We start from the raw sequence: 23,601 nt of genomic DNA, 5'->3' as shown, positions 1-23,601 counted from the left end.
TCCTAATTGTAGTAGCGCGGTCCGCGGATGTTGGCATGCAGGATCGGCGCATCGTCCGCGGAGCGCTGGTGAGCGGGACGCCGATCGAGATTGTTGGCGAGGATCGACTTGACCGAGCCATAGGTGCGCGCGCCGATGTCGATCGCCCGCGCAGCCGCCGCGTCCAGCCGTTCGCGCCCATAGGAGGCGGCGAGCCTGAGGATGCCGAGGCAGGCGCGGAAGCCTTGTTCGGGGTGTGAGCGCTCGTGGAGAATGAGGTCGCACAATGCGCTGGTTGCCGGCCCGACGGCGGCCTAGTGCGCATCGCTATCCGCGGCATCGAATCGTGCTGGCGCTGGAGGGGCTGCAAATCAGTGAGATTCGAGCAAAGATCCACGTTGATCGAGGCCGCGAGTTCATGCCGTGCGACCGTGACCTGTGGACCTATTAGTGCGGCGGCACGCTGGAATTTCTGGCGGCCCCGCAAGCCGCCGACAAGTCCTTCATGGAGGCTTGAAGAGCCGCTTTAAGGCCGAATGCGTCAATGCCCACTGGTTCCTCGGCCTTAGGGCGCCCAGCACAAAAGTGGAGACAGGGCAGATATCAGCAAAGAGCGCCCGGCTGGGAGGTCGGCGGTAGACCGCCGATCTCGCTGCACAACTGCCTCAGTGAAACCAGCCCGGCAACGTGATCGCGCTTTGAGCAAACAACAAAGGGGGGAGAGCTGTTCCGATCGACGAGGAGCCGCTAAACGATGATGTTCGCTGGTGCCTCGGGGCCACACCGCTTATCCGCAACGCCCGAGCCTCACTGAGCCTCGCAAGAGCCGCTGAAGCAAGCTATATTGCATCAACAAGTCCGGTACCTGCGGTGTTGAGTCCTCAAGTAGCGGGTGTCCCTGGCGTCTACATTTGTGGATGATGGATGAGCCGAACGTCATTGGGTCCTCCCGGCCCTAAGAGGGCGGTGTAACGCTCGCCGCGAATGTCGTATTGCTTTATCGGCTGAGCTGCGTCCGGCAAGAGGCCCCAGCGGCCGAGCTTGGAGATCATCGTGATTGGGGCGGGTTGGGTCCCGTGCGAAAAGCCCTCAGGAACGGCGAATGATGCGGCGTAGATCTCGCGGCCCATGGGCGGCGTCGTCTCAGCTCTGGCGGACGCCGGAGCGGCTTGCTCCATCGCCTGTGCAAGCAATGCGGGCGAGGGCCGAGCCGCCGGCTGTGCGCTCGGCTGAGAAACGCTTTCCGGTCGAGACCCGAAATGAATGGGTGCGCTTGACAGATTGAGTCGAGAGCTGCCCCTCATCGCCGCCGCGGGCACGAATAGGGCCGTGAAGCGGTCGTGATGAAATATGAAAGGAGCGCGTGGGGTGTCCTGGCTCGACGGGGCGCTGCTACCCTCATGCACCGCTGATGTGCGCTCGTCGGCCTGCCGCGAGTTGAAGGAACGAACGGCCGCTCCTGAATGCACGTCCTGGTCATGACGCTCGGTTGGTTCGAGAGAGGACGATGAGCCCGCGTTTTCCAGCATCGCCCACAGCAGATCCTGAGTGTAGTCCTCCGCAGGAAGGATGAACGGACCGCTGGCCTGAAACGGTGTGCCAGCCTCTTCAATCGGCTCGCGAGCGGCTGAATTGCTAGGCTCGCTGGGCTGGTGCTCAATGGCATCGGCTTCCGTCTGGCTTAGTGTCCTCTGCCTCTTCGCAGGCCTCAACTGGCCGGTATAGTCGTCAGCCATCAGGGCAGTGGCGTGCTCGCCTGCGCTGACCGCGTGTTCGGGATGAGAACCGTCGGCCCTCTGGTGCTCAAGTCCCAAGGTCTCGATGGGTCTGAGGCCTTCTTCAGACAGATGGGGATAGTAGGGATCAGCAGAAGCAGGATTCGCTGCGACCGCAGAGGTACCAACTTGCGGCACTTCATCCAAGTACGGTTCAAACTCCGCTTGCTGCTGTTCCGCTTGCGGCACCGCGGCGTTGTATGCAGCGAACTCTGGAGCGAATGGGTTGATGCTGTTAAATGGGTCCATGTTCCCCCCGGTTGAGCGTGTCGCCGTCAGTCTATTAGAACCAGCTGTCGACAAGCTGACGCGCCCAGAGAATTCGGTGAGCCAAATGAGCCTGACCGATGGCCACATCACCGATGAACGCGCTGAGAATACCGGATCGAATTTTGCATTAACACTGGCTGGGTAAGTCGGAGCTGGCACGAGCAAATTCTATTTTGTGGAGCACCATGGGGGCGACAAAATTGACCTGCAATAATGTGTGTACTGAGCTGGGAAGTCTTCTGGCCGGTGCTGTGCGGATGCTGGCCAAAGCGAGGCGGACCTCTAGGTTGAAGGCATCGCGCGGACAGTGCAGGAATCGTTGCAGCTGCCCCCGATGTGAAGGGGAGCGACTGCGATCTTTTGGGTGTCGCCGGGAGTGGCTTGAATATTGCAGTCGCAAGGCATCATCCATCGGAAACCTTCATCCCGTGATGTTGATTCGTTGCGGGGCGAAGGACCCGGGCCACCTTAGAGGTGGAGAGCATACATTCGCATAGACAGACAGGTGAGGTGACCCGTCAGCCTGGAAGAAAGGGCGTAAACCAAGCCGTTGCCGCCGCCCGCCTCCAACCACTCTTCTACATGCATGTTGTTGAGGATGATGTCGGTCAATCGCTCTTTAAATCGGTTAAGGAAGCTGGGGGCCGTCTCAGGCTTGCTATGGTTATGGTCGCTGACGACGGCTCCAACATGATCCTCATAGCCCTAGGCGCCAATTCGAAGGTGGCACCGGATATGATCGAAAGCGCACCAAGTTCATGGAGGACGACAATCGCCGCCGAAATCAGTGTATGCCGATCCCTGCGCTCAATCGGCTCTTCGAGATAAGGCTTAAAAAAAGCTTCGAGCTTGTTTTTAACCCACCTCTGGTAAGGCCAGCTCTTCCATCGACTGCGTGGAGGCGCGTTAATCTTCATGCCAAACCAGACGAAGGCTTTCGAGCTGACAGGTATCCAAGTAGGCGACTTCGATAGCGCCGCGCGTGCGGCGCGAAAGTGTTTGATCTCGGGGCCGCGGTGCCGCGCTGATCCCGCTGGGGGCGCAGGGCTCCGATACCACGCGCTCCTTTGCTCTGCGGGCGCTTCCCGTCAAGGCGGTCAATAAGAGGCCGCAGGAGACGCTTTTAATGGGGCATTCGCAGCATCGCTCGATCAGCTATTGCCTCCAAAGGAAGCAGCGAGGAAGGCGCTAGCCGTTGGAATCTTATGTGTGACACGGCGCGGCGCTCAAAGCTGAATGCCGACAGCTAAGGCACTTGGCGAATTTCTACAGTCTCAAACGATCTTGGAGTTGGAATGACCGAACAGTTCTCAGTTTCAGACCGAACGGTGCTCGTCACCGGGGCAGCCGGCGGTATTGGCTCTGCCATTGCTAACGCGTTTCGCCGCGGAGGCGCGAACGTCGTTGCCACCGATGCCAATCTGGAGAACCTCAGAGACACTCTGCCAAGACTGCCCTATGGCAACGGCATAGTGCCCATGGCCATGGACGTCGCGCGCGAGGAAGACGTCAGTCGAGTCCTTGGACAGATCGAGCAACACTTTGGCCGGCTCGACGTGTTGATCAATAATGCAGGCGTAAAATCTGCCCAGCCATTGCTTAGCGGCAGCGCTGAAAAAATGGAACGTACGATCCAGATCAACTCGATCGCCGTCCTGCGCTGTTCAAAGCTGGTTGTCGAGCGCTTCATGAAAAGGAAGGGCGGACGCATCATCAATGTCGGCTCCTCGCTGTCATCACAAGGCGCCGTTTTCAACTATCAGGCCGGCGGAGCCGATTATTGTCTTTCGAAGGCAATCGTTCACGACATGACCAAACTACTTGCCTATGAATGCGCGCCGCTCAGCATCAACGTGAACGCAATCGCGCCTGGCATCATTGATACTCCCATGCACGGTCGCCCACGGGTGGAGACTGAAGCGCGGCATGGTGGCCGGATCCCTTTGGGACGGGTTGGAGTGCCCGAGGATATCGCAGGGCTAGCCGTCTTCCTCGCAAGTCCTGCGGCTTCCTACATGACGGGTCAGATCGTTCACGTGAACGGCGGGATGCTGATGAATGGCTAGCCCAATCTCTCACCTCAATGGGCCGTCCGTGGCAGGGGGCGGACCCCAATGGCGTCCTCGATCGTGGAGATACCGCAGTTATGATGCCCTAGAGGCATTTACGCGGTGGCAGGCGGCCGGACTTCCGTTCTGCTTCGTGACAAACATTTCGACCCACACGTCCGGAAAACGACGTCCAAAACTGGAAGCGTTTGGCCTTGCAATCGCGCCGGACGAAGCGGTTTACGTGCGCGATTGTAGCCGCAGAACTCGCACGGGCGAAGTACCCGGACGCGAGCCGTAGATATGGTGCCTGCGAATGGTGTCGCCGCGGTAGTCTGGACGTTACTGACCAAGGGCCGGAGATCGTCATGATGGGTCTCGATCACCACATCACGCATGAGAAGATGAGGATTGCTGTTGAGGCCGACCATGAATGGAGCAGCCTCATCGGCGCGAACCCTGACCTTCTCTTGCCGTCTGCCGATGGCTTCGAACCGGGAGCAGGAGCAACAATTGCGGCCGTGGCTGCGGCCGCCCAGGTCAAGCCCCTGATCGCCGGTAAACCCGAGCCGCACAATGATCAGAACGGCGCTTTCCTGCCCTGGGGACAATGCACGGCGCCACACTGATGATCGGTGACCAGATTGCGACGGATATTCAGGCCGGTAAGCAGGCTGGCCTTCCAACCGTGCTGGTCACGACCGGCGTTCCGCCGCGAGACAGTCCCGCCCTGGCGCAACGAGACTTCGTCGTATCGAGTCTGGCGCAGATTGCGATCCCAGTGCTGGTTGGAAGACCGCGACAGAGGAGCGCATGATGGCCGATGTTCGTCTGGAAGGCGTCGGCAAAGTCTATGGGAGCGCCCAGATCGTGCGGAAATCAATCTGACGATACCATGGCGTAGTTGGCGGCCAAAGCGCGTTGCCACCCGACGACATTGTTGGGCCCTGTTGAAGAATCTCTCGACCTGTTGCGAGCGCGATAGAGATAGGGACTGAAACAGATCTGATTGCGGCGATTGCTTTTCGGCGGGATGTTGGTCCATGCGCCCTCTTCATGGCAAGCCACCGTCGGTAAGCAGCATTGACCGCGATTTCAGGCGAAGCAGCAGTTTTCCGGCAAGTCGGACGTCGTGGGCCAACCGGGGGCTCAGCGCCAAGGAATGGGCAGACCATTGCTACCGACCATCGCATGAATTTTGCGTTAGGCCGCCGCGGGAAATCGATGGCGCTGGTTTGTTATGATGCAGGGTCCATGCTGATGCACGCGGACAATGGAGGTATCGATCATCTGGACATCGGCATCATGGGCAATGGCAAGCGCTTCTATGATGCGGCCCCAACCCCGGTCCGCGGTCACCTGAGAAAGCGGATCTAGCAAGTGGTGGAAGGGTCAAACGCCCTCGGCAGATTATGTCGGGGTGCTCCTGATCGCAAGGACCCAGAAGATGCCGTTCAGGACCGCCTGTCGTTCACCCGAGGAACGCCACGCGGCTTGTTCGGCAGCATCGGCTTGATGCATTCATGGTCGGCGCGAGTTCGGGGCGCATATCGCGGCAGTCTCTGGGAAATCCACCGACCCGGACACGCATGGTGAGGAGGCAACCCTGCCGCTTCCTACACCGATCCGGACGGACCGGATGCGACGAGGAAGATGCTGCGTTTCTTTCTCGAACACTCGCTGCAGCGGAGACGAAACTAGCTTCGCTGCGGACGCAACGATCAGGACTTGGGCTTGTGTCTGACGGCCGCCTCGCGAGCCAGCCGCTCCGCCTTCAGGCGTTATCGGTTCGGATGGAATGCCTGTTGGTCGCGCTCATACTCCGAGGCCGGCAGTTTGGCTCCTGTATCTCGAGATACCTTTCGAGCTTCCCGCTCGGCCTCGGTCGGCGCTCTCCGGTCCGATATGCGATGCCGCTGCGGCCTGGGTCGGCAATTGAAGCTGCCTTCCCGTCAGCCTATCCGTAGATCCTCCGCCGACGTCTTGCCCGACCGCCCCGCCTTAAGCTCGTAGCTGATCCGCGCGCCTTCAGCCAAGCCCGTGTAGCCGGCTTTCTCAACGGCGCTAATGTGCACGAAGACGTCTGAGCTGCCGTCATCAGGCTGAATAAAGCCATAGCCTTTGGTCGTGTTGAACCACTTCACCTTACCCATCGCCACGCCAATATCTCCGAATCAAAAAGGTATCATCGCAAAATTGAGCATAACCTAGCCATAGACGCCTGATTGTTCGATTCCGAACATAGCAGCAAGCCGGATCACGCATTGGAGCGCAGGCACTCGCAACTGAGGCTGGCATACTGGACGCGCGGAAAATCAAGCTTGGACGGTACGGGCTCACCGATGCCTTTCCCCGTAGTTGCCCCGGCATGATCTGAGCCCTCGGTGCCTTTACCGTGGCGGGCATTATGTCCGCGCCGGTTAAAGCCGACCCGCCAATCCTGATCTGCTCGCGCTGCCGACGCCCGATGACGTTCTTGGCGACGCTCCCGGCCATCCTCGACCTGCCCGCAGTGCACGCCTTCCAGTGCCGCCCATGTCAGCGGGCGGAGACGATCACGCTGCCCGCTTGAGGCGTTCGGCGCGTCTCGTTTTCCACGCCCATGACAGGCAGCAGCTCGGCGCCATGCGTCTACCGGGAATCGATAATTGACTCTCGCCTGCACCGCGCTTCGATGGCGGCGTGACTGTCCGCCTGATCAAGCACGAAGCCGTGCCCGGTACCGGTAGCTTCGAGGTGCGCTTCACTGACGGCCGCAGGAGCGTCTACTTCTATTTCGATGACCTTCCGTCGCGCAGACTGCGGCCGGAGCAGATGGTCCGCGAGCAAGCAATCAATGGGGCGAAGATGTTCGCGCGAATTATGCGCGGCATAATTCAGCGCTGGCCTTGAGGAAAGGCCGCGACCGATTGACACAGCACTTCTACGGTGTTGATGACTACACTTCTCTGCTGGAGTCTCTCTCTCCTTTGCTCGAGCTACGGTTTGTCTGCCCGAGGTGCGCATGCTCAACTTTGTCGCCGGCAGCAACGGTACCGAGCAAGCCATCTTGCCCAGGGACACGTCCTCGCGGTGAATTGAGAATCACCTACAGCTCAGCGGCATTTGCGGCTGGGGGCTGATCCAATGAAGCTGATGAACGAACGTCCTTACTCCGCCCCAGAGGCCGCGGCGCGAAAGCTGATCGAGTTGGCCAAGGACATTGAGGCGGTCCAGGACGGCCGCATCCACATCGAGAAGATCAACGCGCCGTTTCTGTCGAAGACCGGCTGCAAGGCCAGCGGCGCGGAATTCGACGTCGGCATTTGCTACGCGGTAGAGAGAGGCTGGCTCGATCTGCATGAGAGCGGCACCTTTGTGAAGCTGCTGGCCGCCGGAGACGGACTGCTGCGCCCGAACTAGCAAGGATGTGTACTCATTAAGCAGCTGGCCGCCTGATGTCCGCTCCACTCCTAACAGCGGCGGAAATCGGACGTCTCTCGAGATCACTGTGCTTCAGACATTCATGAACGTCGCCCAAGCTCCATTTCCGAGCTTGAGCGGGATGGTTCCTGTTCCTTTACGGATCGTCTTGCGATCCCGGTCACGTTGAAGCTGATTCCGCCGTCACCACGATAATAGCCGCGCATAGCAACGCCCCTTTACGGCGGTAAGTGTGCGGATGAGCGCAATCGAAATACATCGAGTCGCCTTGGCCTAGTGTGAAGTCCTCGCCCTCCAGGTTCACCACGAGCTCGCCATCCAAAACGTAGATCATCTCCGCGCCAGGATGCTCGTGCGGCTCTGACTGCTCGCCTTCCTCCCCAAACTCGACGTAGTAGCCGTTGAGCTTGCGGTCGCTGACCGGATAGTCGAGCGACTCGAAGCGGTAAGCAGGCGAAGTCCGCCCCGCCTTCTCTGGAAGACGAATGCGGTCCGCCTTGCGCACTACGGCATGAACCGGCCGGTCGCTGTCTTCCCTGAAAAAGTGATCGAGTCCGACGCCGAACACCAAAGCGATTCGCAACAAGGTCGGCAGCGTCGGAAACAGATGCCCGCGTTCAATTTTCGACAGCATCGCCGGCGAGAGACCGGTGTGATCGCTTAGCTGGACCAGCCCCAGTTTTTTGCGCAGCCGCAGCCGGCGGATCTTCGGGCCGATGGCGTAGCCCTCAAGGCTTGTGATCAGCGTCTCCGACAGCATGGTTCCGATCTCATTTCATACGAGTGCAAATAAGGGAAGAATTTTTTCTCTACAAGATAACCATTTTTCATAACACACAAATGTGCCATTGATGAAAATCATTTTTACTATCATTCAATGAACCGAGGCAAACACGTTTCTCTCTGTCCTCGAAACCGGAACGCCGGCCAAGCCGGCTCCACAGTCAAAGCCATCAACTCACAGGAGCTACAAGATGAGCAGAGTAGGTATTGCGAAGGCCGCGGTCGTTCTGGCGGTGGTAGGTTTGGCGGTCGGCAGCACTTTCGCGCGCGCCAGCAATCAGGACATTGTCGACACGGCGGTCGGTGCTGGCCAGTTCAAGACGTTAGCGGCGGCGCTCAAGGCGGCCGATCTGGTCGCTACCCTGAAAGGTCCCGGACCGTTCACGGTGTTCGCACCGACGGACGAGGCATTTGCCAAGTTGCCGGCCGGCACGGTGGAGAACCTGCTGAAGCCCGAGAACAAAGCGAAGCTGACGTCCATCCTCACCTACCACGTGGTGCCGGGCGCAGTGAAAGCTGAGCAGGTAACGAAGCTCGACCAGGCCAAGACCGTCAACGGAGCAATGGTGAAGGTCACGACCAAAGGAGGCAAGGTGACGATCAACGATGCTAGCGTCGTAAAGGCTGATATCCCGGCCTCGAACGGAATTATTCACGTCATCGACAAGGTCATCCTGCCGCCCCAGAGCTGATAGGCCGTATCCCTCAACCGATCGACCGCCGGTCCGCCTTGCCCCAAAGCGGACTGGCGCCTTCTCGACAAGGCCCCCACGAGATGCGATCGCTACTGCTCATGCGGGACAAGAGAACCACTGACATTCTTTTGCCGAACAACAGCGACGAAGATCCATTCGAATGAAAATGCGAGCGGCCGAATTCGGTAGTTTACTTTTGTTTGTTGCGCTCGTTCTGGGGGGCGGCCTTATCATCGGCTTCGCGACCGCCCCCGGTGCATGGTATGCGGCGCTAAGCAAGCCGCCTTTCAGTCCGCCTAACTGGATCTTTGCCCCGATCTGGAGCGCGCTTTATATTATCATCGCCATCGCTGGGTGGCGTGTTTGGAGAGAGGGCCGCAACAACTTACCGATGAAGCTATGGTGGGGACAGCTGGCTCTGAATTTCGTTTGGTCACCCATATTCTTCGCGGGCCATCGCATCGATATCGCCCTTAGCGTAATCGTGCTGCTTCTGATGACGATCGTTGGCTTCATCATCACAACCTGGCGATGCGATAAGATCGCATCTCGGCTGTTCGCGCCTTACGCGGTGTGGGTTGCATTCGCTTCGGTTCTGAATGGCGCAATCTGGCTATTGAACTAACAGGAGGCCGGATGCGCCGCCGCATTGTCATCGTGAGTGACAAGATGCAAAGAGGCTACCGTTATGTATTGTCTGCGCCGGCCGGCCGCGATTTCGATCCGCAATTCCGGCCCGATTTGACGCCCAAGCAGATGCTCGAACTCGGCGTGTTCTGCGGCAAATACCTAACGGATTGTCGTCGCGAGTTTCCCGCGAATTGGTTCGCGCGGGCGAAGCTTTCGCCTTCTGGCCGCGACTGCTCATTGAACTATTTCGGCGTGGACGCCAGCCAACGCTTGTCGGAGTGGCGAAGAAAGGGCTGGATACAGCCGGACGATCCGCGGGGCTGGTTCCAGTGGTATTGCCGCTACTACCTGGGCCGGCGCTTGCCTGAGGAAGATGCGCGACAGATAGGGCGCTGGAAGGGCATGAGTCGACACGTCTCACAAATCAGGAAGCATTGCGAACCGGGTGACCCGACTTGCCGGCCGCGCCAGCGCCAGGCGTTGTTACATTGGGCCTACGACAGCCGTAGAATTTAGACGTCACGTCGTCGCTGCCGCCCGCACACGTCGGCATCTCAACCTATGCGCGGTATTTGTCGGGAGTTGTGGCTCGACTTTGTGGGTCAAAATGCGAAGAACTCAGGTTGAGCAAATCTGGTCGGCTCTACCGTGGTGAGCGGACTTCCGTCAAACACCGCGTAACGTCGCAGATGGCCGACATGCCAGGGCAGCATTCAGCGATCGGTGCCCGCCCTGCGTCAAACTTCCGCTGGTCGCAAGGGTCGGCGGGTTCTTTTCCGGCTAGCCGTCTCGGCATGAAATGCCGAAGTTGTCGCAGGTGCGCGCGAAGGCCTCTTTTGCCTTAGCGTCCTCGAAGCAAAAGCGCGTGCCCATGTCGGCGCGGTCGGTATGCCAGCCCACTTTGTTTTCTTTGGCTATACGAGAAGCTTCCTCGCGTAGGAGATCCAACCGTCTTCCCGCGGCGAGAACAATTAAGCAATTGTCCGTTGGCATTATACCCGTCCTCCAATGTCACTTTCGACGAAACAAAACTGCCGCTCCTTTGCCGAAGTGCAATATGAATTAGATCACATGTTTGAGGGAGGACTCTTGCGGGCGGGCCTTCCCCCAGAACAGGCCGCCAATGCGTGATCGGCCCCGTCCCGTGGAACCAGTGTCTGAAGGCAGTCTGTCAGCTTCCCGTTAGCAGAGCTTGCGGGTTAGCTCAAACCGGTTATTCTGCAACTTATTTTAGAACTGTCTATTAGGAGCCACCCATTGCCAACATCGATTGAATCGATCGTTTCTGCTTATGTACGTTTAGGAAACCGGCGAGCCTTGGAGAATATGCGAGACCTTCGGCGCCAATTACTGGGTCCACTACAGTCCACCTCGGGCATCGATCCGGCTCCGTCCCGAAATGCTGTACTTGAGGACCTCCGAGTGATCGAGGACGGACTGGAGCAGCTCAGTCGGCCAGCGGGGACAGAGCCTGAGAACGAATGGCGCTAAAATTAAAGGTGCCGCTTTCGTAAGACGTTTGTCTGCCGTTCTATTTGCAATGCAAGCTGCTTGCGTTCGAGCTTGAGCGCGGCCTGCTGCTCCACCGTGCCTTTAGACGGATCTTTGCTCAGCCGTAAAACGTCTCGGTTTCCCTCAGTTTTCGTTCATCGCTCAAGCGTGAGATGTTGGCGAAGCAAAGTTCGAACTGAACCTGGGCATAGGTACCGCGGTTCGCGCTGCCATCGCGTGGAACGGGACGATTGCTAGTTGTGCATGCGAACGATTTTAGGGACACGTGACGAGATCCGCTAATGGGATGGTCCGGCCGTGCTCCGGCCCCGCCAGTGCGAGAAGCTGGCAAGGGGCGCTCAAGTCAAGGACCGCGCCATGTCTCAGAACCTCAACACAGCGATCGCCGTGATCGGCATCGATATCGGCAAGGACTCGTTCCACCTCGTGAGTCATGATCACCCCGGCGCCATCGTGCTGCGGCAGAAGTGGTCACGCAGCCAGCTGGAAACACGGCTCGCCAACTTGCCGCCGTGCTTGGTCGGTATGGAGGCCTGCGTCGGCGCGCATCATCACAGCCGGAAGCTCTAAATGCCTGGCCACGACGCCCGCCTGATGCCGGCGAAATACGTGCGCCCCTTCTCGAAGGGGCAGAAGAATGACTTCCGAGATGCGGAAGCCATCGCCGAGGCTGTCCAACGCGCGACCATGAAATTCGTCGCAACCAAGACCGCCGAACAGCTCGACCTTCAGGCGCGGCAGATTTTGGGTTCCCGGACTGGCAGTCCGGTACGGATTTATACCCGCGGCTTCAGGCCGCGGCGCTTGGTTTACCCATCAGGAACGACAGCTGGATTGCCGAGTTTTCCCGGGGCCCTTTCCCCGAAGGGCGACCCCGAGGCCCCAGCTCATTGCCCCCACCTAACCCTGCGAGCTGGGGCCAATTTGTCTCGATTACCCGTCCGGAACTTGCGCGCCCGACTCGCGTTCCCGGCTCCCCAACCTACGCCTCTGGTCGGAGTGTGGAGTTTGCGTATGCGTTCCTTGCCCTCGATCGTGCCGGCCGATCGCCTCGACCGTGACATCTACCTGGTGCTTGAGGATTTCGGCGCGCGCGCCGGCTGCGCCTGGCGCGAGACTGACGAGCAGGACACCGACTGCGACACGGTGCTACGCGGCCTAATCTGTGTGCCTATCCCGTGCGGATCGTCGTCTCCAACGCCATCGAGGGCTGGCCCCGCGACAAGAGAGAGGACATCGCCGATGCGCTCGCCCAGCGCGCTGCTCATGAAAGGCTCGATCTCTCGCCGGTGCTAGAGGTTTTCGTCCAGGCCAATACCAGCCGCACTGCTGCATAACATAAGCTCAAGACAATGAAATCCGCTCGAGCAGTCTCTCCCGCCGTGCGGCTATGGCCGGTGCTGATCGGTCATTGCTGAGCCGGTCGGCAGCTCGTCATGAGAACGTTCTGACTGCATTTCCAACCGGCGCCGAGATCGGAGCTGACCGGGCGCGGGATAAGCGCGAGGGCAGCCATGATCACCGCGGCGGAGAAAGCAACAGCGCGGGCGTTCCGATAGCTGGTCATAGGTGTCTCTCCGTCCCTTGAGATGGAGGCAATCATTCGCCCTTCCGGCTTCAACTTCATGTCGTCTCAGCCCTAATCTTGTTTCCGGACCGTTTCGACCGGCGCTGGCGAGATCCGCCGGCAAAATCACAACCGGCCTTCAGTCGCCCTGCGAATTGCCGAAAGTTCTCGCACCTGTTCGCGAAACGGACTCGTAAATTGGCGTGTGAGTGCGTATCTGCGCTTTCATGCGTATCGCGTACGAGCCGTCCACCCCAACGATCACGGCCTCGCCAACGATCAAAAAACCTCTTTTCCCGGTTCTTCAGCGCGGCATTAGCTCGCGGCGTTTACGTTCGTGGCTGGAATGCGGATCGCCCATTCTCAGTCTCGAGATCAAGTTGGCGACCATGTGCTCTAGCTGCGGGAGGGCAACGGTAGGATGTGCGACATCGATATCAGGGATTTGCCATTACAACCCTCGGTCCGCAGCTTCGGGAAAAGCGGCGCTCCATCATCGGTCGATGTTTCGCCTCTTTCAAGGCTATGAGAATATCTGCTCGATCTAAATCAGATTGGCGGCATGGTTGGGCACTTCATCTGCCCTGTTCGGATTAACCGCCGCGCGTCTGCAGGGCCTCTGGAGAACGCCCGCCACAAAGCAACTAGACCGTCGCAAAAAGGCCGCCCGTGGGCGGCTAGTTTTTACTTAGCTTCTTCTGCTTATTTCTTGAGGGTGTCCGTAGCGTCCCGCGCAGCGTCCTTCACATCCCCCGCTGCGTTGTGGGCGGACCCCTTGGCCTTATCCATCTTGCCTTCGGTTTCCAAGTCCTTATCGCCAGCGAGCTTGCCGGCACCTTGTTTGATGGCGCCTTTTGCCTTGTCGGCAGCGCCCTTCACATGTTCACGGTCCATGATCTTGTCCTTTGCTGTCAGGAAGCCCAGCACAACGTAAGCGCGGCGCTGTCGTTCCTCGCAGAACAAGTCAGAGTGTCACACTTCTGAGCCTCTCGTAGGCTGAGGTGGTCGTAATGTCGGCTATCGCACAAGCTCCGCTCTCGGTCACGCTCTCCCCCCGCCTGCCGCGAGCCGGAGCAGAACAGCCGGCGGCACGGATAATCTCCGTATTCATTTCCTGGCTGGTCAGTTGTTCCGCGAGTGTCCTGATGACCGTCTCAGGATGAAGTCGGACAAGCTGTAAACCAGAGGAGGGGCGCGGCGTTGGGCACAATGGATCACAGAGAACTCAAGGCACGCAGCGAACAGGCCCTTGCCGTAGTGACTCTAAGCACCGCAACCTGGTCGCGCGCGTCGCTCTATTGGTCTCTTCACGTCTCTGAGGCAGCCTCCTTCCCGCGCATGCCGCCGTCGCCCTGGCTGGGGTGACAGGGCAAGTAAACGGGTCGTGCGTTTCTAACTGCGCGATCTAGCGAGCTCGGTCAGGCACGACCGTGCTGCGGCACTCCGGCATCTTCCGCACTAGCAACCAATTCGACTCTCACTTGTTGTCGCTCGCACAATCAGTCGCAGGAGACAAAAACATGTCACGTCTTAGTTTGCTGGCCGCAGCCTTGCTGCTGCTCGCGGCCGCGCCCGCGGGCGCTCAATCTCAGCCGGCGCAAAGCGGCCCTGGCAACAACGCCATCAACAGCTCCGATAACAACAATTCGAACGCGCCGGTCTCGGGCCGCAACAGCTTCACCGAGGGCCAGGCGAAATCGCGGATCGAAGGCGCGGGATATTCCAACGTCTCCGGCCTGCAAAAGGACAACGAAGGGGTCTGGCGCGGCAAGGCCGACAAGGCCGGCACGAAGACCGACGTCAGCGTCGACTTCCAGGGCAACGTCAATCCCACGAAATAAGGAGCAGATAGCATGACGACCACCATCTCCCGCCTTTACGACAACTATTCAGATGCCGAGCGGGCGGTCACCCGGCTTGAGAGCGCCGGCGTGCCGCACTCCGACATCAGCATCGTCGCCAACAATTCCGACAATTGGTACAGTTCGCAGCGCGGTAAAGTTGACCGTGACCGCGACGGCGTTGACGATCGCGCTGAAGGAGCTGGCGCGGGTGCTGGCATTGGGGCCGGCATCGGAGGCGCGGCCGGCCTTCTTGCCGGCCTTGGCCTGTTGGCCATTCCGGGTCTGGGACCGGTTGTGGCTGCAGGATGGCTTGCTTCCACGGCGGCCGGCGCGGCGGCGGGTGCGGCCACAGGCGGGATCGTCGGCGCTCTCACTGAGGCTGGCGTCTCTAGGGAAGATGCATCGCGCTACGCGGAAGGTGTTCGCCGGGGCGGCACGCTCGTCTCCGCTAAGGTGCCTGACAACGATCGCGCACGCTTCGATGCACTTCTCCATGAGAGATCCGTCAATCTTCAGGAGCGCAGCTCCGCTTGGCAGAAGTCCGGCTGGAGTGACTTCGATGCCGCAAGCCCACCGTTGTCTCCGGAGGACATCGGCCGCGAGCGCGAGCTGTACGGCACCGGTGGGGGGCGATAGGCTCGTCAGAACCGACAAGACAAAAGCCCCGCAGTGCGGGGCTTTTTTGGTGAACCCGTGCACCAAGCTTGCCGCAGACGTGGACTCATCGACGGCTCCAACAAACAAAGGCGCTCAGGCCAGAGCCGAGGAAGTTTCTGAAAGGCGTTGAGCTCTGGAACAGACCCCGGCATCGATGGGAATGCATCGCGATCAGGTTTCTCCGGCAAGTAGGAACAAATGGCAATAGCCAGGCTTGTTTGTATAACGAGGGTCTCAGGTCATGCTCACGAAGCCACGGCGCCCGATTAGAACGACGCTGGATCTAGCGGATGCGAGGCAGGTCAAGTCCGTGAAAAAGCGCCTTAAGATAACCGACGACGATCTTGCGCGGATTGTCCACAAGATCGGCCCCTCGCTGGCGGCGATTGCAAAGGAAGTCGCGCTAGAGAAGACGGCCCCCGCAGAAGCAAGACTGAACGAGCCGACCTCTTTGGTGTAAGTGCCTCGGGAGAGGGACTGGGAATGGATGACCCTCACCAACTGAACACTATCCTCACCGCTGCGATCTGTCAGTTCTTCAAGGATCGTGCTGCCGGCCCGATCGGGATCGAGGAAGCCAAGCTGCTCGGGAAAGAAATCGCCGCGGCACTAGATTCGGCCGGTCTTCAAGTGACGTCCATTGATCAGTTGGACGACCACTGAGTCGCCGATGCGTTGTTGTGGCTGTGATGGGCGATCCTGCCGGAGACGGGCCTGTCGCCAGTCTCGCGCGACCCGGAGGGAACATCACCCGCTTGACGTTTGACGTTCCTGGGCCCGCAGCTTGTCCCAAAGCGCGTGGCCTTGCTCAAGGAAGCGCTCCCCCCGCGATTTCGCAGGCCGCCGTCTTGTTCCACCCTGGGCATATGGCGAGCGCACTATGACCGGCATGATGAAGGAAACAGAGGAGGCGGCACGGACCCTCGGAGTGCAGCTGCGACGTGTTGCTGTGCACGGTCCCGACGAGTTTCATCCAGCATTTCCTCATTTGCCGGCGAGCACCCTGACGCTGTTCTCGTGTTTCCAAGTCCGATGCTCTACACCGAACGAAGACGCATTGTTGATCTCGCAACAGAGCATCGGCTCCCCATAATGACTATGGGTAAAGAGTTTGTGCAACTCGGGGAACTGACGTCTTATGAAGCGACATCAATGATTTCAACCGGCGCTGCGTTAGCTTACGTGGACAATATTCTTAAGGGCGCCAAGCCAGCCGATCTGTGCGTCGAACAGCCCACCAAGTTTGTTCTGTTCATAAACCTTGAGACTGCAAAGGTGCTTGGTCTCGAAATACCTGCCTCATTGCTTGCTCGCTGACGAGGTGATCGAATAAGGACTCCTTTGCTGCTACTGCTCACAGCCGATCATGGCGCAATCCGGAAGTCAGGCACTGACTGCCTGCTATCGGCGAGAAGCGGACCTCCGTCGGGCGCCAGCTCAAGCAACGGCGCAGCGACGCCACTAATGCTGTTACACATGGCGGGGCCGACTGCTCGTCGGGCTTTGGGGCTGGAATCCGGGCCATAGACATTTTGGCTCTGTCGGGCCGCCAGAGGCGTACGCGACAAGTGTGCTCTCCAAGTCATTGCGAGATTGTGCCGAGCAGAAACGAAAAGGCCGCCGCAATCGACGGCGTTCAACTTTCACGGTAAAAAATTACGGGTCTCGGAGTTCCTGCGTCCAAAAGTGCACAGTCGTTTCCGAAGCGTTATTCTCCTAGGAACGACGCAGCGGTCGTCCTGTTGGGCGGGTGGTGCGCTTCGAGTTGGCGCGCTCGCGGCCCCGGCGTCCCGTTCTCCTCTCCTCCCGTACGGCGCTTGGGCCGTCGCGCCTCTTACTTATTGATGATGTAAATGGTCTCACCCTGCTCGTTCAGCACGCTGGCGCGCGTGGCCTTCTTGCGCGCGGCTAGCAGGATGTCCGCTGTCTTGCGCGCTGCAAGTTGGTTGATTGCCGAAACGGTCGTTCGGTGAATTAGCCAGTCTGAACCGTCTAAGGCAGTCCCGTAGATTTCGACCGTGAATGTCATCGACGTGAACGGGACTATGCCGAACTGGTTCCGTGCCCAATCAGGCGCGCGCGATCTATTCGGGCGGGATGGTAATGCTGTCGACCTGTCGCCCCTCCGTCACGGCAAGCATCTGTAGAGATCTTTGACGGGCAGATTTGCAACGTGTGGCAGCACTGCAAGAAACTCCATAGGCTCCTGGGGCTGCAACTCTATTTGACCCTTCGTCGAACTTGACAAATCCATTCCGCGTCGCGCAAGCCATCATCGTTGGGGGGGCAGAGCAATGGGATGGATTGCGAATTGGCTTCGCCGGCCTGATGTCGGAGTGACGCCTCGGGACGGCGCACAAGTGGACTTGCGACCGCTGTCAGAGCGCGGGGGCCGATGGCTCAAAGCCAACCTCTTTCATTTTCCGGGGGCTGTGTGGTCGCGCAAGCGCGGATGTATCGAACTGTCAGAGGGGGACGTGATCGCGCTGCACCTCGTAATGGAGCGCATCACATCGGCTGGACTGAGGGTGCGGTTTTATGGGCGGCTACGACGTTGGGACGGCGCATCGCCGGTCTGGGCGTTGCTGGTCCGGGGGAAGCGCTAGCGAAGCAGAAAGGGCCGCCTGATGTTGGACGACCCTTTCCACTCGTCAAAATGATAGGTGTCGTAAATCCAGCCCCGGGTGAAATACTTTTAAGGATGAAATGTGTTGCCCGGACGCGCTTATAAGAGCGACGGATTGTTTCAGGATTATTTCGTCGCGCATTAAATTGTTGTTCCGTTGACAAAACGCAGGTCGCGTGGCCTTTTTGAGCACGTCCTCCGATTTCTGCCCTGTCACGCCGGGATGGGGATCGTGTCGACCCTTCGGCAGGCTAAGCATCTGTAAGCGTATACGGCGGGCAGGTTTGCAATCTCCGGGAGTATCGCGAGGTACTCCATAGGCCGCCTACATTCCTTGCAAATAAGGATCGGTGGATTGTCCGGCGCCATCGTCGCAAGGTAGATTCCCCTTCCGCCGGACGCATCTCCGTTCGAATACTGGCGATTATCGGAATTCGGCAGGTGCTCGTGTGCTCGTGTGACCGTTTGAGCACGCCTCCCAATAGTCTACGCGGCGCCCTTGCATCCCGGCCAATGCAATGCTCCTGGCCCGAGCTTGTATGGTGCTTACGGAGAGGAGCGGAAAACAACCAGCCCTCGATCTCTGCCAACACCGTCGAAAATGACCCAAGGACTCCAGCCTATCGAGCTGTCCCTCAGGGGGCCGCTTGATTTGGCATTCTCGCTCGTTTCAGGACAATCACAAGAAGCCAATAATCGAGAAAAAAGCCCGACCGCTACGCGGCCGGGCCATTTCATAGGAACGGAAGAGCTGAACGGTCTAGTATCGTCCGATGGAGGGGCCGCCGAACTTATAGTTCACTCGAACCGTGATGAGATCGACGTCCTGACGAATGCGATCCGCACCGAATGCGAGGCCCGCAGGGGTCGTGAAAGTGAGGGTGCGATCCTGCATGAACAGATGATCGTACTCGACACCAGCCGACCAGCCAGGGGCGAAGCCGTATTCCAGACCTACCCCAACGGTCCCGCCCCAACGAGTGTCATCACCCGTGCTGGCAAGCACTGCGCCGGTCGCAGTCGAGTAGATCCGGTTGCGATTGTCGGTCACGGCAGCACCGCCCTTGACGTAGAAAAGGACGTTGTTGGTGGCCCAACCGAGCTGACCGGTGAACAGACCGAACGCATTGATCCGAGAATCGTTACGGAAGCCCGGTCCGAACAGGGTGCTCAGGTTGCTGCCTCGCAGGTCGGCCCAGTCGCCTTGCGCTTCGAGGCCGAACACCCAGGTCCCGGTCTGCCAGCGATACCCAATCTGACCACCCGCAACGCCGCCGGTTGCATCGTGCGAACCTTCCGGGCCCACCAGAAATGGAGCGACCGAATCCCAGCTATTGCGGCTTGAGCCCCAACCGCCGTTGGCGCCGATGTAAAAGCCGCTCCAGTCATAAATCGCGGCGACCATTGGAGGTGCCTTCGTGTAGGGACGCGCAGCCAGATCTGCCGCGCTGGCCGGAGCCGACAGGCCGAGGGCCAATGCGCCGGCCGCAGTCAATAGAAGTTTTCTCACTTAAGTGTCTCCCGGAGAAAGAAGTTGAAAAGCACGATGCGTGCACCCACGCCGCGCAAACCTTACTCTTTCCCTCGCTCGTTGCTGTAGCGAGCCTGCAACACTCTGCTGCGATCCGGTGCGAAAATAGCTGATACTGATGAAACACTTAAAGTTCCATGTGGCTTAACATTTGTTAAAGCGATCGGGCTTACAATTGCCAGCACCTATAAGGGCGGCAGCGACTTGGGCTCGTGGCTCACCTCATTGCAGAGCGAGGAAATCTCCGCGTCCTAGAGGGGGCCCGACCAAGATCATTCTGACTACCGAGCGCTGCCTTGACCAAAGCGGAGGTCCGCTTCATCTGGTTAGCGCGAAATCATATCGTAATACGACAATTAACGTATGTGGGCGTCAAGTCATGATGACGCAGATACACTCTTCCCCATCCTCTACATGACATGGAGCATGCGATGGGAAAGAAGCGAAGACGGTTTAAGCAAACAGATTCGCTGGAAACTCGCCTGCATCAATTCGCACTGGAGTTGCACGAGCAGGCTGAGAGGACGCCTCCGGGCGACGAACGATCCGCGCTGTTGAAGCGCGCGTATAACGCAGATCAAGCAATCGATCTGGAGCGTCAACTCCGCCGGCCGCAATAGCAAAGCATATTTCAGGGTTCAGCTAGCGGTCCTTATCTTTCCTGTTGCCGACAGGCAGTGCACCCATTCCCGCTGTGCAAGGTAACAGCTATCACCGGCCGAGGCTTAGGCGTCGGTGGCGAGAGACCGATAACGCTCCTGCTGTGCTCAAGGACGGCGATCGAGCAGGTCGGTACCCCGCATGATCTCTACCACAAACCGGCATCGCCGTTTGATCGCGGGATTCATTGGCTCGCCCAAATGAACTTCCTCCGCGGCAAAGTCAGAGCAGCGCATGAATCGGGCATGGACGTCAGATTGGAGGCGGCTACGGTCGTCCGCGTCGCGATGGAGGCGGGCAAATCGCTCATCGACAAGCCGATCACGCTTGGAATTCGGCCCGATGATTTCTCCCCATGGTCCGCAGAGAATTGCGACCGATATCGATCTCGATTTCGTCAAGCATCTTGGCAGGTCAGCTACGTTTACGGCAGCGCCGGAAAGGAGGCGGTCGTCGCAAAATCGCCAAGACCAGAGGCTCAAAAGCGCCAAAGTTCGTTTTGCTGCTCCTGGCCCGACTGCCATCGGCTCATCGCGAACGGCAAAACCCCGCGACCGTTGAATATGTCCACTAGGACTAATTCTAATGAGTGTCGCGCCAGGAGCGAACCCGTTCTATAGACATGCACGGATGCGGTGAAGGGAGACGATATCAGGCAGTCCCGCTGTTCACCTTGCTCAAGCTAGCCGCCCAGAGCGCTGCCACCCAAACGTGAATATTGATAATGACGCGTGGGGCGGCGGCTCGCCGTGGGGATCCAGTTTGTTAAGCGGATTGCTGGCGTGGAGCTGCGCTAATGCCGGTTGAGCCACGATCGGCGCCTTTGCTGGCTAGCGGAGCTTTCGTCCACAGCATCCCCTCGCACCATACGTGCTCCACGCGGCCCCACTTGCAGGCGGCCGCGAGATGCGGGAAGAAGCCACGTCCATGGTGATTTGCGCTCGTATTGCAAAGCAGCGGAATCCCCGTGAGCGCTTCGTATGCGACGAGAAGCTCGGCGACTTTGTGTTGAGAGGTCCTGCAGATCGTCTGCAGCCGCGCAGATCCGTCGAGATGTACAACGGCCGGGATTTTGTCCCGCCATTCAGCTCGAGTCTGATGATCGAAAAGCATATAAGGATCCGGTGTTCCTGGATTGAAAATATCCGGCGCGCGATCTTCTAGGCAGATCGGCGCCACTGGCCGGAAATGTTCGCGCTGCTTGAGGTCATTGAGATAGTCCTTCATTCGCGGCGATGTTGGGGCTGCGAGAATGCTTCTGCTACCCAACGACCGAGGTCCAAGCTCGGCGCGGCCCGCAAGAAAAATCACGGGCTTGTCGTTGGCGAGAATAGTCGCGAGTTCATGCATACCACACGGCGCGGCATCCCATTCGGGCGGGACATCACTAGGTCGCAGTGCCGGACCACTGTATACCGACCATTGCAAGGGCGCGAAACCTCCGTCCGCCACCATTGCGCAACAAGCTGCACCGATTGCAGAGCCGCTGTCATTTGGAAACGGAGGCACCCAGACAGCATCGAACAGGCCTGCCGCCCGGAGTGCACTATTCCATTTGATATTGAGACCGCACCCGCCCGCTATGCACAAATTGCGCGTAGCAAAACTCGAATGCCGCTGCAAAGCACGCGCCATTTCCTGCACGAGCAGATGCTCGAGGAAGCAATGAAACGATGCGAGCACAACTTCGGGCGCCTCGGCGTTCAACCGCCGCGCGCTAGCATCGAAGAAGTCGTGAATGGCCGCAAGCTCGCCCTCCATGCTCTTTATGTCCGTGCGGTAACTCGCGCGCTTCGTGCCGGCAGCAAAGAGCTCGTCATAGAGCTCTTGAAAGACCGTGACGATTTTTTCATTGACAGAGCCGAGGCCGATATAGGCCATCAGCTTGCCGGCGAGACCCAGGTCGAGCTTGCCGGCACCTCCCGGATCTAGCTTGCCGGGCTCACCCAGGTCCCAATTGGCGCGGTTCGCTCGCTTATAGGGGCCAAAGTGAAGGCCTGCAGCGGCATAGATGTGTCCAATCACGGGGAATAGACACTCGATAAACCGGGCCCCTCCGCGTGCTACATGATAGAGCCGTGGAAAGGTGCCGCCATCCCACACCAGGCAGAAAGCGGGCTGTCCAGCTCTGGCAAACGGGCTAGTGCAGTATGCGGCCGCCACGTGGCTGGCAACGTGAGGATAGCTCTTATAAGGGAAATCCCTGCCATCGAGCCTGAGGCCAAAGCCGTCGCTTGAGGTGAGAAGGCCCTCTACATGGCGTTCAAGATAAGGGGCGCCTTTGAGCATAACAGGCGTCGCTCCGCTGAGGACCTGGTACCGACACCCCACTTGCCCCAACCAGCCGTCGACGACGAACTGATCAATTTCCCGCACATCTCGACCGTGTTCCGCCAAAGCCGTGACGACTGCGTCCAGATTGTCAATCGTTTGATAGCGTGGATTGTTGTTCCGCTTCTCCTGCTCGATGCAAAAGATGAGCCGTCCATCCTCGATCAGCGCGATCGCTGCGTCATGCGTCAGCTTGATACCGCAGATGCGCATAATGCCTCCACTTTAATGCCAGCAATTCGATTGAGTTAAAGATCACGTTTGGACTCGGCGAGCATGCGAGTAAGCGATGGTCGCGGCCCCACTTATCGCGCGCGGCTCGCGCGAGACGGCGATCGTTATTCGACTCGTTTGCATGTCGATGACCCATTTCGTCACCAGCGAAATCCGGAGATGCCGTACCAAGCGTGGTGCATGATTTGCGCCGAGGCGGACCTATGGGATCTGCTCGGACGAGTTTCGCGTTCGCGACCGAGCAGTGCGCCGGGATTGAGGTCGCGATTCTGCGTTGCCTTGCAACCTCGACGGATCGTGAGGGTGCCGAATTGCTCGTGGAGAGAGGGCAATGTATAGCATGCGCGTCAGGCTCCGCTCCTTTGTCAGTTCCGACGGCATTGGCTTGCTTCGTCAGACCGGTGCATTGTGGCAACATTCCTATTCTCGTAGGGCTCTTCACACGGCGAGATGCTCTCGTGGTTTCAAAGCACGTGCCAAACAGCCAGTGCTGCTTTCCTTTGCTTATTCCCATCCAGGGCGTGTCGCGTAGAGAACGGGATGTCCTGACACCGACAGTGGCGTTGCAGATGCTCCATCTTACTTGGGCGAGTATCGCAAGTTTGTCAGCGCGCGAAGCCGCTTTACTTAGCGCGACGGAGAACCGTGGATTTGAGGTCGGCTGTTTGCGGCCTCTCCGACCAATTGGCCTCCGGCGCTTTGACGCAGCGTGGTTAAGGAGTGCGATGACAAGTCATGGGCCCGTGCTTGCGCGGGATGCCCGATAGGCGCTGGGGAGCGGGGCCGTACGCAGCCTGTCCTAAGAAACGGCAGCTGTTCGGGATCCTTGATGTATCTCACGGAGCTGCGCGCCGAGTAAGTTCGAACGCCTCGAATACCTCAGCGCCAGATCCGTATTCATCAACGCATGCTTGATATTGTTGGCTTTCGACTGTGGTGTAATACCTCGCCTACAGTCGAGGAAAGTTGAACGGCCACGGGTCCCGTATGAAACAGATTTCATCCAAAAGCGTCTGCTTGCGAAGGGCGCCCTGGA

General features: G+C 58.9%; 24 protein-coding genes and 5 pseudogenes. 19 read left to right on the top strand and 10 right to left on the bottom strand.

Annotation, left to right across the window (positions count from 1 at the left end):
• Positions 1 to 2 precede the first annotated feature (2 nt).
• Complete coding sequence (locus BM374_RS34950; RefSeq protein ID WP_502689486.1) at positions 3 to 266, bottom strand: hypothetical protein; 264 nt, start codon at positions 264 to 266, stop codon at positions 3 to 5.
• Between the two features lie 618 nt (positions 267 to 884).
• Positions 885 to 2,003, bottom strand: coding sequence for a hypothetical protein (locus tag BM374_RS34945; protein ID WP_092303179.1), 1,119 nt, complete (start codon positions 2,001 to 2,003; stop codon positions 885 to 887).
• Positions 2,004 to 3,143: 1,140 nt separating this feature from the next.
• Here BM374_RS34945 and BM374_RS40375 point away from each other — a divergent pair.
• The 5 genes and pseudogenes from BM374_RS40375 to BM374_RS39650 all read left to right on the top strand — a co-directional run.
• Positions 3,144 to 3,260, top strand: a pseudogene (locus BM374_RS40375) (ribokinase); the annotation flags it as partial.
• A gap of 59 nt (positions 3,261 to 3,319) precedes the next feature.
• Positions 3,320 to 4,090, top strand: a complete 771-nt coding sequence (locus BM374_RS34930; RefSeq protein WP_092303157.1) for an SDR family NAD(P)-dependent oxidoreductase — start codon at positions 3,320 to 3,322, stop codon at positions 4,088 to 4,090.
• Entirely contained in the window at positions 4,083 to 4,373 is a 291-nt protein-coding gene (locus BM374_RS40185; RefSeq protein WP_349510015.1) for an HAD family hydrolase, read from the top strand. Before BM374_RS34930 ends, BM374_RS40185 begins: the two co-directional genes overlap by 8 nt.
• A gap of 67 nt (positions 4,374 to 4,440) precedes the next feature.
• Positions 4,441 to 4,701, top strand: a complete 261-nt coding sequence (locus tag BM374_RS39655; protein WP_244552808.1) for an HAD family hydrolase — start codon at positions 4,441 to 4,443, stop codon at positions 4,699 to 4,701.
• Positions 4,683 to 4,889 (top strand): HAD hydrolase-like protein, encoded by a 207-nt coding sequence (locus tag BM374_RS39650; protein ID WP_349510014.1) that lies wholly within the window; start codon positions 4,683 to 4,685, stop codon positions 4,887 to 4,889. The genes BM374_RS39655 and BM374_RS39650 overlap by 19 nt, the downstream gene beginning before the upstream one ends.
• A gap of 90 nt (positions 4,890 to 4,979) precedes the next feature.
• On the opposite strand, the pseudogene BM374_RS40370 reads toward BM374_RS39650, so the two are convergent.
• Positions 4,980 to 5,580: pseudogene (locus tag BM374_RS40370) on the bottom strand (IS5 family transposase); the annotation flags it as partial.
• Between the two features lie 61 nt (positions 5,581 to 5,641).
• On the opposite strand from BM374_RS40370, the pseudogene BM374_RS39640 reads away from it, so the two are divergent.
• Positions 5,642 to 5,773 (top strand): annotated as a pseudogene (locus tag BM374_RS39640) (extracellular catalytic domain type 1 short-chain-length polyhydroxyalkanoate depolymerase); the annotation flags it as partial.
• A gap of 251 nt (positions 5,774 to 6,024) precedes the next feature.
• Here the strand turns inward: BM374_RS39640 and BM374_RS34910 are convergent.
• The gene (locus BM374_RS34910) at positions 6,025 to 6,231 is read right to left on the bottom strand and encodes a cold-shock protein (protein ID WP_092303153.1); all 207 of its coding nucleotides are present in this window, start codon (positions 6,229 to 6,231) and stop codon (positions 6,025 to 6,027) included.
• A gap of 523 nt (positions 6,232 to 6,754) precedes the next feature.
• Here BM374_RS34910 and BM374_RS34905 point away from each other — a divergent pair.
• Both BM374_RS34905 and BM374_RS34900 read left to right on the top strand, forming a co-directional pair.
• Complete coding sequence (locus BM374_RS34905) at positions 6,755 to 6,964, top strand: hypothetical protein (protein ID WP_092303150.1); 210 nt, start codon at positions 6,755 to 6,757, stop codon at positions 6,962 to 6,964.
• Positions 6,965 to 7,198: 234 nt separating this feature from the next.
• On the top strand, positions 7,199 to 7,474 hold the full coding sequence (locus BM374_RS34900) for a hypothetical protein (protein ID WP_092303148.1): 276 nt from the start codon (positions 7,199 to 7,201) through the stop codon (positions 7,472 to 7,474).
• A gap of 181 nt (positions 7,475 to 7,655) precedes the next feature.
• On the opposite strand, the gene BM374_RS34895 is transcribed toward BM374_RS34900, so the two are convergent.
• Positions 7,656 to 8,255, bottom strand: a complete 600-nt coding sequence (locus tag BM374_RS34895; RefSeq protein ID WP_092303146.1) for a helix-turn-helix domain-containing protein — start codon at positions 8,253 to 8,255, stop codon at positions 7,656 to 7,658.
• Between the two features lie 214 nt (positions 8,256 to 8,469).
• Here BM374_RS34895 and BM374_RS34890 point away from each other — a divergent pair, with 214 nt between their 5' ends.
• The 3 genes from BM374_RS34890 (at position 8,470) to BM374_RS34880 (ending at position 10,119) form a co-directional block, all read left to right on the top strand.
• Complete coding sequence (locus BM374_RS34890; protein ID WP_092303144.1) at positions 8,470 to 8,970, top strand: fasciclin domain-containing protein; 501 nt, start codon at positions 8,470 to 8,472, stop codon at positions 8,968 to 8,970.
• Between the two features lie 163 nt (positions 8,971 to 9,133).
• Positions 9,134 to 9,598, top strand: a complete 465-nt coding sequence (locus BM374_RS34885) for a TspO/MBR family protein (protein ID WP_092303142.1) — start codon at positions 9,134 to 9,136, stop codon at positions 9,596 to 9,598.
• Positions 9,599 to 9,609: 11 nt separating this feature from the next.
• Entirely contained in the window at positions 9,610 to 10,119 is a 510-nt protein-coding gene (locus BM374_RS34880; protein ID WP_177248752.1) for a hypothetical protein, read from the top strand.
• Positions 10,120 to 10,383: 264 nt separating this feature from the next.
• On the opposite strand, the gene BM374_RS34875 is transcribed toward BM374_RS34880, so the two are convergent.
• On the bottom strand, positions 10,384 to 10,596 hold the full coding sequence (locus BM374_RS34875) for a hypothetical protein (protein WP_092303138.1): 213 nt from the start codon (positions 10,594 to 10,596) through the stop codon (positions 10,384 to 10,386).
• An 876-nt stretch (positions 10,597 to 11,472) separates the two neighbouring features.
• On the opposite strand from BM374_RS34875, the pseudogene BM374_RS34865 reads away from it, so the two are divergent.
• Positions 11,473 to 11,877, top strand: a pseudogene (locus BM374_RS34865) (IS110 family transposase); the annotation flags it as partial.
• A 252-nt stretch (positions 11,878 to 12,129) separates the two neighbouring features.
• A pseudogene (locus tag BM374_RS34860) lies at positions 12,130 to 12,452 on the top strand (hypothetical protein).
• A gap of 932 nt (positions 12,453 to 13,384) precedes the next feature.
• On the opposite strand, the gene BM374_RS34855 reads toward BM374_RS34860, so the two are convergent.
• The gene (locus BM374_RS34855) at positions 13,385 to 13,576 is read right to left on the bottom strand and encodes a CsbD family protein (protein ID WP_092303177.1); all 192 of its coding nucleotides are present in this window, start codon (positions 13,574 to 13,576) and stop codon (positions 13,385 to 13,387) included.
• Positions 13,577 to 14,202: 626 nt separating this feature from the next.
• Here BM374_RS34855 and BM374_RS34850 point away from each other — a divergent pair.
• The 5 genes from BM374_RS34850 to BM374_RS40180 all read left to right on the top strand — a co-directional run bounded on the left by BM374_RS34850 (position 14,203) and on the right by BM374_RS40180 (position 16,500).
• Positions 14,203 to 14,523 carry a hypothetical protein gene (locus BM374_RS34850; protein WP_092303134.1) on the top strand — a complete coding sequence of 107 codons (321 nt, stop codon included), beginning with the start codon at positions 14,203 to 14,205 and terminating at the stop codon, positions 14,521 to 14,523.
• Between the two features lie 12 nt (positions 14,524 to 14,535).
• Complete coding sequence (locus BM374_RS34845) at positions 14,536 to 15,162, top strand: hypothetical protein (protein WP_092303132.1); 627 nt, start codon at positions 14,536 to 14,538, stop codon at positions 15,160 to 15,162.
• Between the two features lie 331 nt (positions 15,163 to 15,493).
• Positions 15,494 to 15,643, top strand: a complete 150-nt coding sequence (locus tag BM374_RS34840; protein WP_244552806.1) for a hypothetical protein — start codon at positions 15,494 to 15,496, stop codon at positions 15,641 to 15,643.
• 23 nt (positions 15,644 to 15,666) lie between these two features.
• Complete coding sequence (locus BM374_RS34835; protein ID WP_092303128.1) at positions 15,667 to 15,846, top strand: hypothetical protein; 180 nt, start codon at positions 15,667 to 15,669, stop codon at positions 15,844 to 15,846.
• 135 nt (positions 15,847 to 15,981) lie between these two features.
• Entirely contained in the window at positions 15,982 to 16,500 is a 519-nt protein-coding gene (locus BM374_RS40180; RefSeq protein WP_349510013.1) for an ABC transporter substrate binding protein, read from the top strand.
• A 517-nt stretch (positions 16,501 to 17,017) separates the two neighbouring features.
• On the opposite strand, the gene BM374_RS34825 is transcribed toward BM374_RS40180, so the two are convergent.
• Both BM374_RS34825 and BM374_RS34815 read right to left on the bottom strand, forming a co-directional pair.
• A complete protein-coding gene (locus BM374_RS34825; protein ID WP_092303124.1) occupies positions 17,018 to 17,212 on the bottom strand; it encodes a hypothetical protein in 195 nt (64 codons plus the stop codon).
• A gap of 1,357 nt (positions 17,213 to 18,569) precedes the next feature.
• Positions 18,570 to 19,319 (bottom strand): outer membrane protein, encoded by a 750-nt coding sequence (locus tag BM374_RS34815; protein ID WP_092303120.1) that lies wholly within the window; start codon positions 19,317 to 19,319, stop codon positions 18,570 to 18,572.
• 881 nt (positions 19,320 to 20,200) lie between these two features.
• Between BM374_RS34815 and BM374_RS40365 the strand changes: the two genes are divergently transcribed.
• Complete coding sequence (locus tag BM374_RS40365) at positions 20,201 to 20,620, top strand: hypothetical protein (protein ID WP_177248751.1); 420 nt, start codon at positions 20,201 to 20,203, stop codon at positions 20,618 to 20,620.
• A 145-nt stretch (positions 20,621 to 20,765) separates the two neighbouring features.
• Here BM374_RS40365 and nodU read toward each other — a convergent pair whose 3' ends face one another.
• The gene (nodU, locus tag BM374_RS34805) at positions 20,766 to 22,544 is read right to left on the bottom strand and encodes a nodulation protein NodU (RefSeq protein ID WP_092303118.1); all 1,779 of its coding nucleotides are present in this window, start codon (positions 22,542 to 22,544) and stop codon (positions 20,766 to 20,768) included.
• Positions 22,545 to 23,601 lie beyond the last annotated feature (1,057 nt).

The sequence above is a fragment of the Bradyrhizobium sp. Ghvi genome (assembly GCF_900115265.1).
Lineage (GTDB): Bacteria > Pseudomonadota > Alphaproteobacteria > Rhizobiales > Xanthobacteraceae > Bradyrhizobium.
This window is presented reverse-complemented; position numbering and strand designations above follow the sequence as displayed.